9 protein-coding genes and 1 riboswitch are annotated in these 14,233 nt (G+C 67.1%); of the genes, 4 read left to right on the plus strand and 5 right to left on the minus strand.

The genetic code is table 11. From position 1 onward, the window contains the following. The first annotated feature begins 46 nt into the window (after positions 1 to 46). Together ABE472_RS08260 and ABE472_RS08265 are read left to right on the plus strand one after the other, a co-directional pair. On the plus strand, positions 47 to 757 hold the full coding sequence (locus tag ABE472_RS08260; protein ID WP_179460368.1) for an AraC family transcriptional regulator: 711 nt from the start codon (positions 47 to 49) through the stop codon (positions 755 to 757). A gap of 75 nt (positions 758 to 832) precedes the next feature. Then, the gene (locus tag ABE472_RS08265) at positions 833 to 2,233 is read left to right on the plus strand and encodes an amino acid permease (protein WP_313212766.1); all 1,401 of its coding nucleotides are present in this window, start codon (positions 833 to 835) and stop codon (positions 2,231 to 2,233) included. A gap of 173 nt (positions 2,234 to 2,406) precedes the next feature. On the opposite strand, the gene gcvP is transcribed toward ABE472_RS08265, so the two are convergent. Beyond that, positions 2,407 to 5,286 carry an aminomethyl-transferring glycine dehydrogenase gene (gene gcvP / locus ABE472_RS08270; protein WP_346466006.1) on the minus strand — a complete coding sequence of 960 codons (2,880 nt, stop codon included), beginning with the start codon at positions 5,284 to 5,286 and terminating at the stop codon, positions 2,407 to 2,409. Positions 5,287 to 5,374: 88 nt separating this feature from the next. Continuing rightward, a riboswitch (glycine riboswitch) is annotated at positions 5,375 to 5,476 on the minus strand. A 280-nt stretch (positions 5,477 to 5,756) separates the two neighbouring features. Here gcvP and ABE472_RS08275 point away from each other — a divergent pair. Together ABE472_RS08275 and ABE472_RS08280 are read left to right on the plus strand one after the other, a co-directional pair. Beyond that, the gene (locus tag ABE472_RS08275; protein WP_346466007.1) at positions 5,757 to 6,980 is read left to right on the plus strand and encodes a multidrug effflux MFS transporter; all 1,224 of its coding nucleotides are present in this window, start codon (positions 5,757 to 5,759) and stop codon (positions 6,978 to 6,980) included. A gap of 72 nt (positions 6,981 to 7,052) precedes the next feature. Beyond that, entirely contained in the window at positions 7,053 to 7,439 is a 387-nt protein-coding gene (locus tag ABE472_RS08280) for a hypothetical protein (protein WP_346463047.1), read from the plus strand. Between the two features lie 141 nt (positions 7,440 to 7,580). On the opposite strand, the gene ABE472_RS08285 is transcribed toward ABE472_RS08280, so the two are convergent. The 4 genes from ABE472_RS08285 to ABE472_RS08300 all read right to left on the minus strand — a co-directional run bounded on the left by ABE472_RS08285 (position 7,581) and on the right by ABE472_RS08300 (position 14,207). Continuing rightward, positions 7,581 to 9,575, minus strand: coding sequence for a M2 family metallopeptidase (locus tag ABE472_RS08285; protein WP_346466008.1), 1,995 nt, complete (start codon positions 9,573 to 9,575; stop codon positions 7,581 to 7,583). Positions 9,576 to 9,976: 401 nt separating this feature from the next. Next, complete coding sequence (locus tag ABE472_RS08290; RefSeq protein WP_346466009.1) at positions 9,977 to 11,629, minus strand: phosphoethanolamine--lipid A transferase; 1,653 nt, start codon at positions 11,627 to 11,629, stop codon at positions 9,977 to 9,979. Then, on the minus strand, positions 11,626 to 12,396 hold the full coding sequence (locus ABE472_RS08295; protein WP_346466010.1) for a phosphatase PAP2 family protein: 771 nt from the start codon (positions 12,394 to 12,396) through the stop codon (positions 11,626 to 11,628). Before ABE472_RS08295 ends, ABE472_RS08290 begins: the two co-directional genes overlap by 4 nt. Before the next feature lie 101 nt (positions 12,397 to 12,497). Beyond that, positions 12,498 to 14,207: a glycosyltransferase family 39 protein gene (locus tag ABE472_RS08300; protein ID WP_346466011.1), complete on the minus strand. Its 1,710-nt coding sequence runs from the start codon at positions 14,205 to 14,207 to the stop codon at positions 12,498 to 12,500. Between the last annotated feature and the right edge of the window lie 26 nt (positions 14,208 to 14,233).

Consider the following 14,233-nt stretch of genomic DNA (forward strand, 5'->3'; position numbering starts at 1 on the left):
CGGGCAGGTATCCTTGGGCGCGTCTTCCCCTGTTCTTCCCGACCGCATGCGCGTTGAACCCGCCGACATCGAAGCCCTGTTTGATGCGATCCCCGACGTCCTGTTCTTCATGAAGGACTGCGACGGGCGCTATACGCACATCAACCAGACCATGCTGCGTCGGCTGGGGCTGAAATCCCGCAAGGACGTGATCGGGCGCACCGCAGCGGAGATTTACCCAACCGGTCTGGGGGCCGATTACGCCACCCAGGATGAGCAGGTGCTGGCGGGCAAGGTCATCGAGAACCTGATGGAACTGCATCTGTTCGCCAACCGCGAGCCGGGCTGGTGCCTGACCTGCAAGCGGCCGCTGCTGGTGGATGGGCAGATCCGCGGGCTGATCGGGATCTCGCGCGACCTCGGCCAGAAGGACAGCCTGGGCACCCAGTACGAACAGCTGCGCCTCGCGCTGGCACATCTGAATGCGCATTACGCCGAGAACGTGCGCATGCAGACCCTGCTGGACATCACCGGGTTCTCGCTATCCAAACTGGAGCGCACCTTCCGCAAGGTGTTCCAGATGACCCCGCAGCAGGTGCTGACCCGGCTGCGCATCCAGATGGCGGTACACCTGCTGCATGGCCCGGACAGCATCGCCAGCATCGGCCAGGCCTGCGGTTTCACCGACCAGAGCGCGTTCACCCGCAAGTTCAAGGCCGAGGTCGGGCTGTCGCCACGGGCCTACCGTGCCCAGATCGGCGAGCGCGCCGCTGCCTGAGGCGGGGTGGGGCTTCCGGCCTATGCCGTCGCGCGGCCGACAGGGTATGGTGTCGCACTTGTTGCCTGCCAATCGATTCCGATGCCCGCATCCCAGACTCCGGCTCCTGCCACTCCGCCCGCCGATACCCGCCTCGGGCACGCGCTCAAGCCCCGCCAGCTGATCATGATGGGCCTGGGCAGCGCGATCGGCGCCGGCCTGTTCCTCGGCTCCGGGGTGGGCGTCCAGGCCGCTGGTCCGGCAGTCCTGCTGTCGTATCTGGTCGCCGGCGCGCTGGTGATCATCGTGATGAACGCGTTGGGCGAAATGGCCGCGGCCAAGCCGACCAGCGGCGCGTTCTCGGTCTACGCCGCCGACGCCATGGGCGCCACCGCCGGCGCGACGGTGGGGTGGCTGTGGTGGGTGCAGCTGGTGATCGTCATCGCCGCCGAGGCGGTAGGGGCGGCCGGGCTGCTCGCCACGGTCTGGCCGGCGATCCCGGTGCCGATGGCCGCGCTGGCCTTCATGCTGTTCTTTACGGCGATCAATCTGCTCGGGGTGAAGAACTTCGGCGAGTTCGAATTCTGGTTCGCCATCCTCAAAGTCGCCGCGATCGTCGGCTTCATCCTGATCGGCGTGGCCCTGCTGATGGGCTGGCTGCCGGACGTGGCTTCGCCGGGCCTGCGCAACTTCACCGAGCACGGCGGCTTCATGCCCAAGGGCCTGGCCGGAATCGGCGCGGCGTTGCTGGTGGTGGTGTTCGCCTTCGGCGGCACCGAGATCGTGGCCGTGGCCGCGGCCGAAACCGAAGATCCCGAGCGCAGCATCGCCCGCGCGATCCGCACCGTGGCCTGGCGCATCCTGGTGTTCTACATCGGCTCGTTGAGCGTGATCATCGCGGTGGTGCCGTGGACCAGCGAGGCACTGAAGTCGCCGTTTGCTGCCGTGCTGGAAGCCGCCAAGATTCCGGGCGCGGCGACGGCGATCACGCTGATCGCGGTGATCGCGCTGCTGTCGGCGCTCAATGCGAATCTGTATGGCGCCTCGCGGATGATGTACTCGCTGGCGCAGCGCCGCGAGGCCCCGGCGGTGCTGGGGTGGACCGATCCGCGCCAGGTGCCGATCATCGCGGTGCTGGCCAGTGTGCTGTTCGGTTTTGCGGCGACGGTGATGGAGCTGCTGTTCCCGGACAAGGTATTGCCGGTGCTGCTCAACATCGTGGGCTCGACGTGTCTGCTGGTCTGGACGATTTCGTTGTTGTCGCAGTTGATTCTGCGCCATCGTGCGAACCGGGATGGGACGCGGTTGCCGTTCCGGATGGCGGGGTATCCGTATCTGACGGTGATCGGGTTGGGGGTGCTGGCGCTGATTTTCGGTCTGTTGTTGTCCGAGGCGCATACGCGGTTGCAGTTCCTGTCGATGGCGGCGCTGACCGCGGTGATCGCCATCAGCAGCGAAGTCACCCGCCGCGTGCGCGCCAGCCGCCAGGCCGATTGACCCCGGGCGGGTGGTAGGTGCCGACCGTTGGTCGGCACACCCTGCAAGGGCACGCAACAAAAAACGGCCCGCGCGATGCGGGCCGTTTTCATTCCAGATACATGCCGATCAAGGCAGGTACCGACCGTTGGTCGGTACGCCTGTCAGGCATCGTGCCGACCAACGGTCGACACCTATACCTCCACGCCCTCGTCTTCCTTGTACGCATCGACCGGGATGCAGGCGCACATCACGTTCTTGTCGCCGTAGACGTTGTCCACACGCGCCACCGGCGGCCAGTACTTCTGCTGGCGCAGGCTGGCCAGCGGGAAGGCCGCCAGCTCACGCGGGTAGGCGTGCGCCCACTCGCTGGCCGAGACCGCGGTGGCGGTGTGCGGAGCGTGCTTGAGCGGATTGTCCTCGCGGTCCAGGCGGCCGTCTTCGATCGCGGCGATTTCCTCGCGGATCTGGATCATCGCGTTGATGAAACGGTCCAGTTCGTGCAGCGATTCGCTCTCGGTCGGCTCCACCATCAGCGTGCCGGCGACCGGGAAGCTCAACGTCGGGGCGTGGAAGCCGAAGTCGATCAGGCGCTTGGCCACGTCCTCGGCGCCGATGCCGGAGGTCTTCTCCAGCGGACGCACGTCCAGGATGCACTCGTGCGCCACCAGCCCGTTGCGGCCGGTGTACAGGGTCTTGAAGTGCGGGGCCAGGCGGGTGGCGATGTAGTTGGCGTTGAGCAGGGCCACCTGGGTCGCCTTGCGCAGGCCGGCGGTGCCCATCAGGGTGATGTACATCCAGCTGATCGGCAGGATCGAGGCGCTGCCGAAGCTGGCCGCGCTGACCATGCCGACATCGCCTTCGCCACCGAGCACCTTCGGCAGGAACGGGGCGAGGTGCGACTTGACCGCACACGGGCCGACGCCCGGGCCGCCGCCGCCGTGCGGGATGCAGAAGGTCTTGTGCAGGTTCAGGTGCGAGACGTCCGAGCCCCACTTGCCGGGCTTGGCCACGCCCACCAGGGCGTTCATGTTGGCACCGTCGGTGTACACCTGGCCGCCGTGCTTGTGCACGATCTCGCAGATCTCCACCACCTCTTCCTCGAACACGCCATGCGTGGACGGGTAGGTGATCATCAGCGCGGCCAGACGATCGCTGTACTTCTCCGCGTTGATGCGGATGTCGTCCAGGTCGACGTTGCCGTTGGCATCGGTCTTGGTCACCACGACCTTCATGCCGCACATCTGTGCCGAGGCCGGGTTGGTGCCGTGCGCCGAATCCGGGATCAGGCAGACGTCGCGATGGCCCTCGCCGCGCGAGCGGTGGTAGGCGCGGATCGCCAGCAGGCCGGCGTATTCGCCCTGCGCGCCGGAGTTCGGCTGCAGGCTGACCGCGTCATAGCCGGTGCACTCCACCAGCATCGCTTCCAGACCGTCGATCAGTTCCTTGTAGCCGGTGGCCTGGTCGGCCGGGGCCAGCGGGTGGATGTTGGCGAACTCCGGCCAGGTCACCGGGATCATCTCGGCGGTGGCGTTGAGCTTCATGGTGCAGCTGCCCAGCGGGATCATGGTGCGATCCATCGCCAGATCCTTGTCCGCCAGCGAACGCAGGTAACGCAGCAGTTCGTGTTCGCTGTGGTGGGTGTTGAACACCGGGTGGGTCAGGAAGGCGCTGGTGCGCACCAGATCGGCTGGCAACGCATCGGCGGTGGCCGCATCGAGCGCATCGACATCGACCGTGGCACCGAACAGCTGGCCAAGCGCGACGATGTCGGCGCGGGTGGCGGTTTCATCCAGGCTGATGCCGACCGCGTCGCTGTCGATCGCACGCAGGTTGATGCGTGCCGCAGCGGCCTTGGCGTGGATCGCCTTGGCGTCCACATCCTTGACGTGCAGGGTGTCGAAGAAGTGCTCGCCGACGTTGACGCCGGCGCCGCGCAGTGCCGCGGCCAGGATCGCGGCCAGGCGGTGGGTGCGGCGGGCGATACGGGTCAGGCCGTCCGGGCCGTGGTACACGGCATACATCGAGGCCATCACCGCCAGCAGCACCTGTGCGGTGCAGATGTTGGAGGTCGCCTTCTCGCGGCGGATGTGCTGCTCGCGGGTCTGCAGCGTCAAGCGGTAGGCAGCGTTGCCCTGCGCATCGACCGAGACGCCGATCAGGCGGCCCGGCATCGAGCGCTTATAGGCATCGCGGCAGGCCATGAAGGCGGCATGCGGGCCGCCGAAGCCGAACGGCACGCCGAACCGCTGCGAGTTGCCGACCACGATGTCCGCACCCCATTCGCCGGGGGCGGCGATCAGGGTCAGCGCCAGCAGATCGGTGGCCACGGCGACCAGGCCGCCGCGCGCGTGCACGGCATCGGCCAGCGCCTTGTAATCGCCGATATGGCCGAAGGTATCCGGGTACTGCAGCAGCACGCCGTAGGCTTCGGCTTCCATCGCCTCGGCCGGGGTGCCCACGCGCAGCACGATGCCCATCGGCTCGGCGCGGGTGCGCAGCAGTTCCAGCGTCTGCGGGTGCACGGCGTCGTGCACGAAGAACGTATCGGACTTCGACTTGGCCGAGCGCTTGGCCAGCGTCATCGCTTCAGCCGCGGCGGTGGCTTCATCCAGCAACGAGGCGTTGGCGATTTCCATGCCGGTCAGGTCGGCGCACAGCGTCTGGAAGTTGATCAGCGCTTCCATGCGGCCCTGCGAGATCTCGGCCTGGTACGGGGTGTAGGCGGTGTACCACGCCGGGTTTTCCAGCACGTTGCGCAGGATCACGTTCGGGGTGAGCGTGCCGTAGTAGCCCTGGCCGATGAAGGTGCGGAACACCTGGTTCTTGTCGGCGATGGCGCGGATCTTGGCCAGTGCCTGCACTTCGGTCAGCGACTCGGGCAGGTCCAGCGGTGCCGGCGATTTGATCCCGGCCGGGACGATCGCATCGGTCAGCGCGTCCAGCGAGGCGTGGCCGACCACGTCGAGCATCTGCGCGATTTCGGCGTCGTTGGGGCCGATATGGCGTTCGACGAACGCGTGGCTGTGTTCAAGCTCGCGCAGGGAGGGGGTGTTCTGGGACATGGCTGGCATCTCGGAGAGTGGGCACGCACGTTCGGAAGGCGGCTGGGCCAGGGCGCGTCGCGGGCGACAGCGATCCACCGGACCTTGCGGTCTTCCTGGGTGCCCCTCTGTCCTTTTGCCTGAGAGTTTGGAAGCGCGCATCGGCGTGCTTCGTGCCCCTTCGGCGCCGGCACTCGCCGGTCTCTCCAGAGTTTTGGTACGGGTGGTATCGGGCCTGAGCGATTACGGGCGTTGCGCCTTCGGCAGCGGGTGTCCGCTTCTCCCACCATGTAGCGGGGCGATTATAGCCCAGCGCTTCGGCCCACTGGGCCTTTCCGGCACCTGAATACGGGCGCGCACGTGCGCCGGAAACCGTGCCCGGGCATGGTGCCAAGGGCTGCAAAGGCCTATGATCACTGGATCCTCGTATTCATCTGGCGCCGCCCGTTCCGGGCCAGGCGCCCGCCGTGCAATGCGCATGGCCGCTGACGGAAGCCCGCATGACGCCCGCCTCACCCTCGACCCGCCGCCTGGCCCTGCTGCTCGCAGGCCTGGCGATGTTCGGTCCGTTCTCGATCGACACCATTTTCCCGGCGTTCCTGTTGCTGGGCGAGCGCATGCAGGTGGACCAGGTCGCGGTGCAGCAGACCATCAGCGTGTACCTGCTGTTCTACGGCCTGATGAGCCTGGCGCACGGCCCGCTGTCGGATGCGTTCGGCCGCAAGCGGGTGATCATCGGCGGGCTGGTGCTGTTCATCGGCGCCTCGATCGGCTGTGCGCTGTCGCGGGACATGACCACCTTGCTGGTGTTCCGCGCGCTGCAGGGCGTGACCGCCGGTGTGGGTGTGATCGTCGGCCGCGCGGTGATCCGCGATCTGTACCACGGTGCCGACGCGCAGCGGTTGATGAGCCAGGTCTCGATGATCTTCGGCGTTGCCCCGGCGATCGCGCCGATCATCGGTGGCTGGATCCTGCTCGGCGGCGGCGACTGGCCGCTGATTTTCTGGTTCCTGGTGCTGTTCGGCGTGGTGTTGCTGCTGGCCACCGGCAAGTGGCTGCCCGAAACCCATCCGGTCGAGGCCCGCACACCGCTGTCGATGCGCGCGCTGCTGCGCAGCTATGCCCGCATGGGCTCCAACCCGCGCCTGCTCCGTCTGGCCGCGGCCGGCGCCTTCAACTTCTCCGGCATCTTCCTGTACATCGCGTCCGCGCCGGTGTTCGTGATGCAGCATCTGCAACTGGGCGAGGGCGGCTTTGCGTGGTTGTTCATCCCCACCATCGGCGGCATGACCATGGGCTCGTTCCTGTCCGGTCGGATGGCGGGCCGGCTCACCGCGCAGCGGCAGATCGCGATCGGGTTCGGGCTGTGTGCGGTCTCGGCGCTGTTGAACGTCGGTTACGTGGTGTCGGTGCCGCAGATCGCGCTGCCGTGGGCAGTGATGCCGATCTTCCTTGGCGGTGTCGGCATGGCGCTGATCTTCCCGATCCTGGCGCTGGCCGTGCTGGACATGTATCCGCATCAGCGCGGCCTGGCCTCGTCCATGCAGATGTTCATCCAGCTGATGATCAACACCGTGGTGGCCGGCGTGGTCTCGCCGATGCTCAGCAGCAGTCCGGTGCATCTGGCGTTGGGCTACATGGGCTTCTTCGCGCTGGGCGGCTCGTTCTGGTACTGGGAACGGTATTGCGAGCGCCGCCGCGAAGTACTGACGCCCATCGAGTAGGCCACGCAGCTGGCGGGTCCCCCAGGGCCCGTGCGGTATCCTTTGCCCTTTCATGCAGTCCGGAAGTCCCTGATGTCGACCACCTCCAAACTGCGCCGCGACATCCGCCGGCGCCGTGAAACCCTGGCCGCCAACCGCGAGCAGGCCGCCACCCCGCCGGTCGAGCCGCATGCCGAACTGCGCGACCAGCAACGTACGCTGCTGGCCGGCGTGGTACGCCGTGATGGCGAGTGGGTGCTGGGCATGGATGGGCGTATCGCCGGCCAGACCACCAGCGCGGCACGCGTGCTGGCCTTGATCATGCAGGCCGCCGAACTGCACGAGCGGCAGGGCACGCCAGTCCGGCTGGTGTACTCGGACGTGTTGAAGGATGCCGCGCACGCCGAGGCCAAGGCCGATGGCATGGACTTCGAGCAGTTCAAGACCGAGCTGGCGGCCGCCCTGAAACCCAAGTCGTAGCGCCACGCCACGTGTGGTTGCAGGTGTCCCGGCCCATCGAGGCCGGACGCAGGCCACAGCGTCAGGGACAAAAAAACCGGCCTTTCGGCCGGTTTTTTCGTTGCGGGCTGCGGCCGGGCAGGGCCCGGCCCAACCCATGGGTTACGGTGCCCCGGGCGCCGTCGGTGCGGCCGGGGCCGCAGCGGTGGCCGCCGGCACCTGCCACCCACACATCTGGCCCTGGTTCTGCTGCTTGAGCCACTCGTTGACCGGGGTGAAGTACTCGATCATCGGGCCGGCATCGAGCTTGTCGCCGCCGGTGATTTCCTTCAGCGTAGCCTGCCACGGCTGGCTAGCGCCCTTGCTCAGCATCGCCCAGAACTTCTGGCCGGCTTCCTTGTTGCCGTAGAAGCTGCACTGGTGCAGCTGGCCCTTGTAGCCGGAGGCATCGCACAGGCCCTTGTAGAACTGGAACTGCAGGATGCGCGCCAGGAAGTAACGGGTATACGGGGTGTTGCCCGGCACGTGGTACTTGGCACCGGCGTCGAAGAACTCCTCACCGCGTGCGCTGGCCGGCGCCACGCCCTGGTACTTGGCCTTCAGGTCCCACCACGCCTGGTTGTAATGGTCCGGGGTGATCGAGCCATCGAACACCCCCCAGCGCCAGCGGTCGATCATCAGGCCGAACGGCAGGAACGACACGCCGCTCAGGGCCATGCGCATCTGCGCGTTGATGGTCGCCTCGCGGCTTTCCTGCGGGGTGTCCACCAGGCCGATCGAGTTGAGGTACTGCGGCGTCATCGCCAGCACGATGGTGTCGCCGATCGCTTCATGGAAGCCATCGTTGGCACCGCCCTGGAACAACGGCGGCAGCGGGTTGTAGGCCAGGTCGTAATAGATGTGGCCCAGCTCGTGGTAGATCGTGGTGAAATTCTCTTCGTTGGGCTTGATGCACATCTTGGTGCGCACGTCGCCTTCCATGTTCATGTCCCACGCGCTGGCGTGGCAGACCACGTCACGGTCCAGCGGCTTGATGAACTGGGTCTTGTCCCAGTACGACTTCGGCAGTGCCGGCATGCCGAGCGAGACATAGAAGTCCTGCGCGCGCTCGGTCATCTGCTTGGCGGTGCGCAGTTCGGCTTCACGCTGGGCCTTGTACAGCGCTTCCACGTTCGCGCCGCTGCCGGCCTTGGCCAGTGCGCCACTGAGGTTGGTCTGGTACTGCTTTTCCAGTGCGGCGGTGATGTCCAGGTTGCCGGCGCCGGGATACGGTTCCAGCTGGTCCCACAGGTTGGACCAGTCCTGCTGCCACATGTTGCCGGTCAGGTGCGCGGCGATCAGGCCGCCGTTGACCTCGGCCTTGTCCTTGCCGTACGTGCCGTCCAGCTTGGTGCGGGCATAGCAGTGAAGCTGCTCGTACATCGGCTTGACCTGGTCCCACAGGCGGTCGGTTTCCGGGCCGATCTGGTCGGCGGGCATGTCATAGCCGCTGCGCCACATCTGGCCGGCATCGGCGAAGCCCATTTCCTTGGCGCCTTCATTGACCAGGCTGACGAAGCGTTCGTAATCGGCGCGCATCGGCTTGGTGGTGCCGTGCCAGCCCTGCCAGGCGTCGAGCTGCTTGTCATAGTCGCGGCTGCGGGCGAGCACCTGTTCCAGATCGCCGAGCTGGCGGCAGCTCTGGGGGTTGGCTTCATCGGTGCAGTATTTGCCGGAGCCGTAGGCGCCTTCCATGCGGCTGGCGATGCGGGTCAGCTCGGAGAGCTTGGCCGGGTCGCGCGGGGCGGGCATGGAGGTCATCAACTTGAGCAGGTGGATCTGGCGCTTGGTGTCTTCGCTCATCGGCTGGCCGTCGTACTGGCCGGCCTGGGTGATCCAGCCATTGAGGACGGTGAGCCAGCGCTCGTTGGCCTTGGCCGCGACGCGCTCGGAATCGTCATTGATGTAGGTCGAGGACAGCCACTGGGCCGAGGTCATTTCCGGGTACATGGCTTTGTACTCGGCGTTGACGCGGGCGATGAACTGGTCCGCGGTTTCCTTGGACTGGGTGGTGCCCGTGGCCGGTGCATCGGCGGGGGACGGTTCCTTCTGGCAGGCCGCCAGCGTCAGTGCGGCAGCACTGACTGCCAGGGCCAGCAGGAGCGGGCGGTGGTTCACGGGCACATCCTTGGGTGGTGACAGACCGGCGAAGGCTAGTGAAGCGCCGGGCGCACCGCAAGGGGCAGGGCAGCAAGGGGCGGGTCGATCGTCAGTGTCAACGACAACTTCAGCGGCAACTTCAACGGCGAAGGTTTAGCGGCCGTGTTACGTGGGGAGGGTCGGTGTGGGCGGGTTGTCGGGACCCGCCGTGAACCCGTCCATGGGGCTCGATATGCGCCATCCATGGCGCATAACGGTCCCGCCAACCCACCCGCACCGCCCCGTCGACAGTGGGTCGGTGCGCATGGGAACAACAACGGCGTTCAGAGCGAACGTTGGCTGTCTCAGCGAATGCTCTGCCTTTGCCTGCCTCGACCAAAACGGAAGAGCGAATAGCTGACAGCAGTGGTCGTTCCGCTTCAAACCTCGCACGACGCAAACAGATCCCGGTCACGTTCATACACCGAGGTCTTGACCTGCATCAGCCCCAGCACCGACGGGAACAGATTGTCGTGGTCGGTGTACTTGCCCGCGCGCTCCCGCACGCAGGCCAGGTTGAGCCCGCGGTTGGCCGCGAAGGACGGCGAGAACCACATCGTCATTGGCACGCGGGTCTGTTCCTGCGGGGCGATCGCATACGGCACGCCGTGCAGATACAGGCCCTTCTCGCCCAGCGATTCGCCGTGATCGGAGAGGTAGATCATCGCCGTGTCGTAGTCGTCCATGCCCTTCAGCGTGCCGATCGTGCGCGAGAGCAGGTGATCGGTGTACAGCAGTGCGTTGTCGTAACTGTTGGTGATCTGCTCGCGGCTGCACTTGCCCAGGTCCGGCGTATCGCAGGTCGGGGTGAAACGACGGAAGCGCGCCGGATACCGTTCGAAGTAACTCGGGCCATGGTTGCCCAGCTGATGCAGCACCACCACGCGGTCACCCGGCCGCGCGCGAACCTGGGTGGCCAGATCGTCGATCAGGATCTCATCCATGCAGCGGCCGTTGGCGCACAGGGTCGGGTGTTTGGCGTCATCCAGCGCCTGCATCTCCAGGCCTTCGCACACGCCCTTGCAGCCGGACTGGTTGTCGCGCCACACCGTGCTGATGCCTGCGTGGTCCAGCACATGCAGCAGCGACTGGTGCGCGCGGATCTTCGTTTCGTCGTAGTCATGGCGCCCATACGGCGAGAACAGGCAGGGCAGGGACACCTCGGTGCTGGTGCCGCATGAGTGCATGTCGGGGAAGTTGATCACCCCGGCCTGGGCCAGTTCCGGCGTGGTCTGCCTGGCATAGCCGTTGAGGCCCCAGTTCTGTGCGCGTGCGGTTTCGCCCATCACGATCACCAGCAGGCGGGGGCGGCCGCCTGCCGCACGTGGGGTTGCTTTGGCATCCATGCCGATCGGCAGCTTGGGAGCGCGCTGGATGGGATTGTCACCGCGCAGTGCCTTGGGCAGGCCGAGCAGGAAGTTGCCGGGCGTGGCCAGGTAGCGCACTTCGCGTTGGTTGCGCATCAGCGATGACATTTCCTGGAAGGACAGCATCGCCCCGCCGAAGGCGATCAGGGCCGACAGCAGCAGAAACCCGATGCGCCACAGCAGCGCCGCGCCCAGCGTGCGCCGGCGCAGCTGCACGCGCCACAGCAGCAGCATGGGGGCGAAGGCCAACAGCAGCAGCGGCAGGATCAGGGTGGGCGTGATCAGTTCCCGGCTTTCCTTGTGGTCGGTGGCCAGCACATTGCGCAGCATGTCCGCATCCAGATAGATGTGGTAACTGCTCATGTAGTGCGCCGCCAGTGCGGTGCCGATCAGCAGCACGCTGATCACAACCTTGGCATTCCAGCGCCAGACCAGCATCCCCATCAAAAGACTGTGCGCGCCGACCAGAAACAGGAACAGCGAGAGCGCGAAGCCAATGCTGCCCGGGTGGGTCGCCATCGCGCTGTGCCAGAACAGGCCATTGCAGGCCACCGCGAAGAACACGCTGGTGAGCAGGATCAGGGTTTCGGTGGTGCACTGCGGGCGCCAGCCACGCAGGGTGGCCAGTGCCGGGAAACGCGTGGCGCGCGGAAGGGTGGTGCTCATGCCGCTTCTCCCTGCGCGCTGACCGGTGCAGTGCTGCGTTCGCGCAGCCGCAGCCGTTCGATCAGCAGGTACAGGCCCAGCGATACCGCCCAGCAGATGGCCAACGTCCACAGGTCATGCGACAGGAAATGCGCGCCGCGCAGTTGCTGCGAGACCCCGAACACGCCGCCGGCCAGCAGGCCGACCGCCAGGCCGCGCCAGCGCCAGGCGGGGCGCACCATCAAGGCGAAGAAGTACAGGCTGACCCACGCAAAACCCGCGCTGGAGTGCCCGCCGGGGAAGCAGACCCCGCGCGGCATGCCCGGTGGGCGTGTGGCGAACAGGCCGATGAACTCGCGGGTGCCGCCGTAGCGGGTGAGATCCCACGGGCAGTCCATGTTGGTCAATGACTTGAGCAGCGAGACCAGACCGGTGCCCAGCGCGACCGCCAGCACCAGGTACAGCAGCGGCCAGCGCCACGCGACGGCGCGCTCACTGCGCCAGGCGTGGGAGCACAGCACGATCGCCACGAGCGCCGCCACACTGCTGGCCCATTTGCCAGCCTGATGGATCAGGTGAGTGGTGACCCAAGCGTTCTGCAGCGCCCACTGCTGCCCTTCCAGGCGATACCACTGGTCGGCCAGCCACTGGTCGCCCCCGGCGCCCATCAGCGCAGCGCTGGCGAGCAGGGTCAGCGCCAGCGGGGCCCATAGGTGGTCGCGAAGGAAGCGCGGCGTGGCCGACGCAGCCGGCGTGGAGGAGAGCGCAACGGTGGACGCTGGGAACATGGACAAAGGGGCCGGGGGTGGATTCCGGTGCCATGGTCGTTAGCGGGTTGTCGGAGAGGGGTCGGAGCGATGTTGGCCGCCGGTTAAGCGCGACCTTCCGTTCAGTCTTCCTCGTCCTGCGCGGTGTCGGTAGCCGTGACGGCGGCATGGCAGTCCGCCTGCCAGGCGGTGCCCGGGAACAGTAGCCAGCGGTTGCGGTTGGCGCTGCCGATCTCGATCACCGCCGAGGGGGACACGCAGGGGCTGATCGCCTCATCAAGCACCAGCAGCCAGCGGCGCCTTGGGGCCTGCGCCAACCACGGGCCGGCGGCCTGCCATTGCTGCTCCCATGGCGTCTTGAAGCCGAAATCGGTCACCGGGCGGTCGGCCTGCAGCAGGTTCTGCTCGCGCCAGGCGACCACGCCCAGCTCGGCCTCCGGCCCGATCCGCGCGCCCACCCGCTGCATCACAGCCGAGGCGGAGCTGTACGGATCCAGCGTTGGCATCAACACCCAGCCGTACAGATTCCACAGCAGGAAAGCGGTTGCCACCACCAGTGCGCCTGCGCGGCGCTGGCGCCACCACAGGGCCAAGGCGAGCAGCACCACGCCAAAGGCGATCAGCCAGCCGCCCAGCACGGGCAGCAGGGCATCGGGCATGGCACGTCGGGCCAGCTGGAAGTGCGCCCACGCGCTGCCGATCCAGAGCTGTGTGCCGATGTACAGCGCCGCCGCGCCCAGCACGGCGACATACGCCCACAGCAGCCAGCGCAGCCCGGCCCGGCGCAGCAGCCCGGGCAGCAGCGGTGCGGCGGCCAGGCACAGCGCGGGCAGCATCGGGAAGATGTACACCTCGCGCTTGCCCGGGCTGGCGCTGAAGAAAACGAGTACCAGCAGCGCCCAACCCAGCAGCAGCCACCAGCGCCCGTCCAGGCGGGTGAGGCGGCGCCACCACGCGGGGATCAGCGCCGGCAGCAACAGGCTGCCCGGCAGCCACAAGGTGGCCATCACCTGCAGGTAGTACCAGACGGGCTTCACGTGGTGCCAGGCGTTGGCGTAGCGGGTGCCGGTCTGTTTGAACAGCAGTTCGCGCGCATATGCATGCAGTGCCGGATCGGTCGCGTTGAGCAGGGCGATGCCCAGCGGCGCCAACCAGACCGCCGTGCCCAGCAGGAAGGCCGGCAGCAACCACCACAGATCGCGCGCGGTGCCCGGCGGCAACGCCGTGCCACGGGCGCGCCAGCGCCACAGGGCAAACGGCACCAGCACCAGCAGCGGCAGGAAGCCGACGCCCTTGGTCACCGTGCCCAGCCCGGCAGCGAAGCCGGCCAACCACAACGCCGGCCGGTTGCGGCCCTCCAGCAGGTGGCGCAGCAGCCCCCACAGCGACAGGGTGGTCATCGCCACCAGCACCATGTCGATCTGGGCCCGTTTGGCCATCAGGCCGAACTGCAGGCAGCTGAACAACGCGAGCATGGCCCACCAGCCGACGCGCCGGGTCCACAGCCGCCGGCCCAGATCCCAGGTCAGCCACAGCGTGAGCAGCGCAGCCAGCAGCGAAGGCACCAGAAAGGCGAGGGCCCAGCCGCCGAACAGCTGGTGGCTGGCCGCCTGCATCCACATGAAGACCGGCGGTTTTTCCGCATACAGTTCGCTGCCGCGGTGTGGCAGCAGCCACTGGCCGGACTCGACCATGGCACGCGCCGCGAGCACGAAACGCGGCTCATCCGGTGGTGAGGGCTGGCGCAGGCCGATGCCGGCGGCCAGCGCCAGCAGCAGGGCAAGGCAGACCAGCACACGCGGCCAGCGCCGCAGGAAGAAGGATTCGGTCACGCCCAGGCTCACCGGCAAAACAGCCA

This window comes from Stenotrophomonas sp. TWI809, assembly GCF_039673205.1.
In the GTDB taxonomy this organism is placed as follows: Bacteria; Pseudomonadota; Gammaproteobacteria; order Xanthomonadales; family Xanthomonadaceae; genus Stenotrophomonas.

Coding starts and splice junctions, on each gene's coding strand:
- ABE472_RS08295 (WP_346466010.1), bottom strand. CDS start 12,396: ATGTTCCCAGCGTCCACCGTTGCGCTCTCCTCCACGCCGGCTGCGTCG.
- ABE472_RS08260 (WP_179460368.1), top strand. CDS start 47: ATGCGCGTTGAACCCGCCGACATCGAAGCCCTGTTTGATGCGATCCCC.
- gcvP (WP_346466006.1), bottom strand. CDS start 5,286: ATGCCAGCCATGTCCCAGAACACCCCCTCCCTGCGCGAGCTTGAACAC.
- ABE472_RS08275 (WP_346466007.1), top strand. CDS start 5,757: ATGACGCCCGCCTCACCCTCGACCCGCCGCCTGGCCCTGCTGCTCGCA.
- ABE472_RS08290 (WP_346466009.1), bottom strand. CDS start 11,629: ATGAGCACCACCCTTCCGCGCGCCACGCGTTTCCCGGCACTGGCCACC.
- ABE472_RS08280 (WP_346463047.1), top strand. CDS start 7,053: ATGTCGACCACCTCCAAACTGCGCCGCGACATCCGCCGGCGCCGTGAA.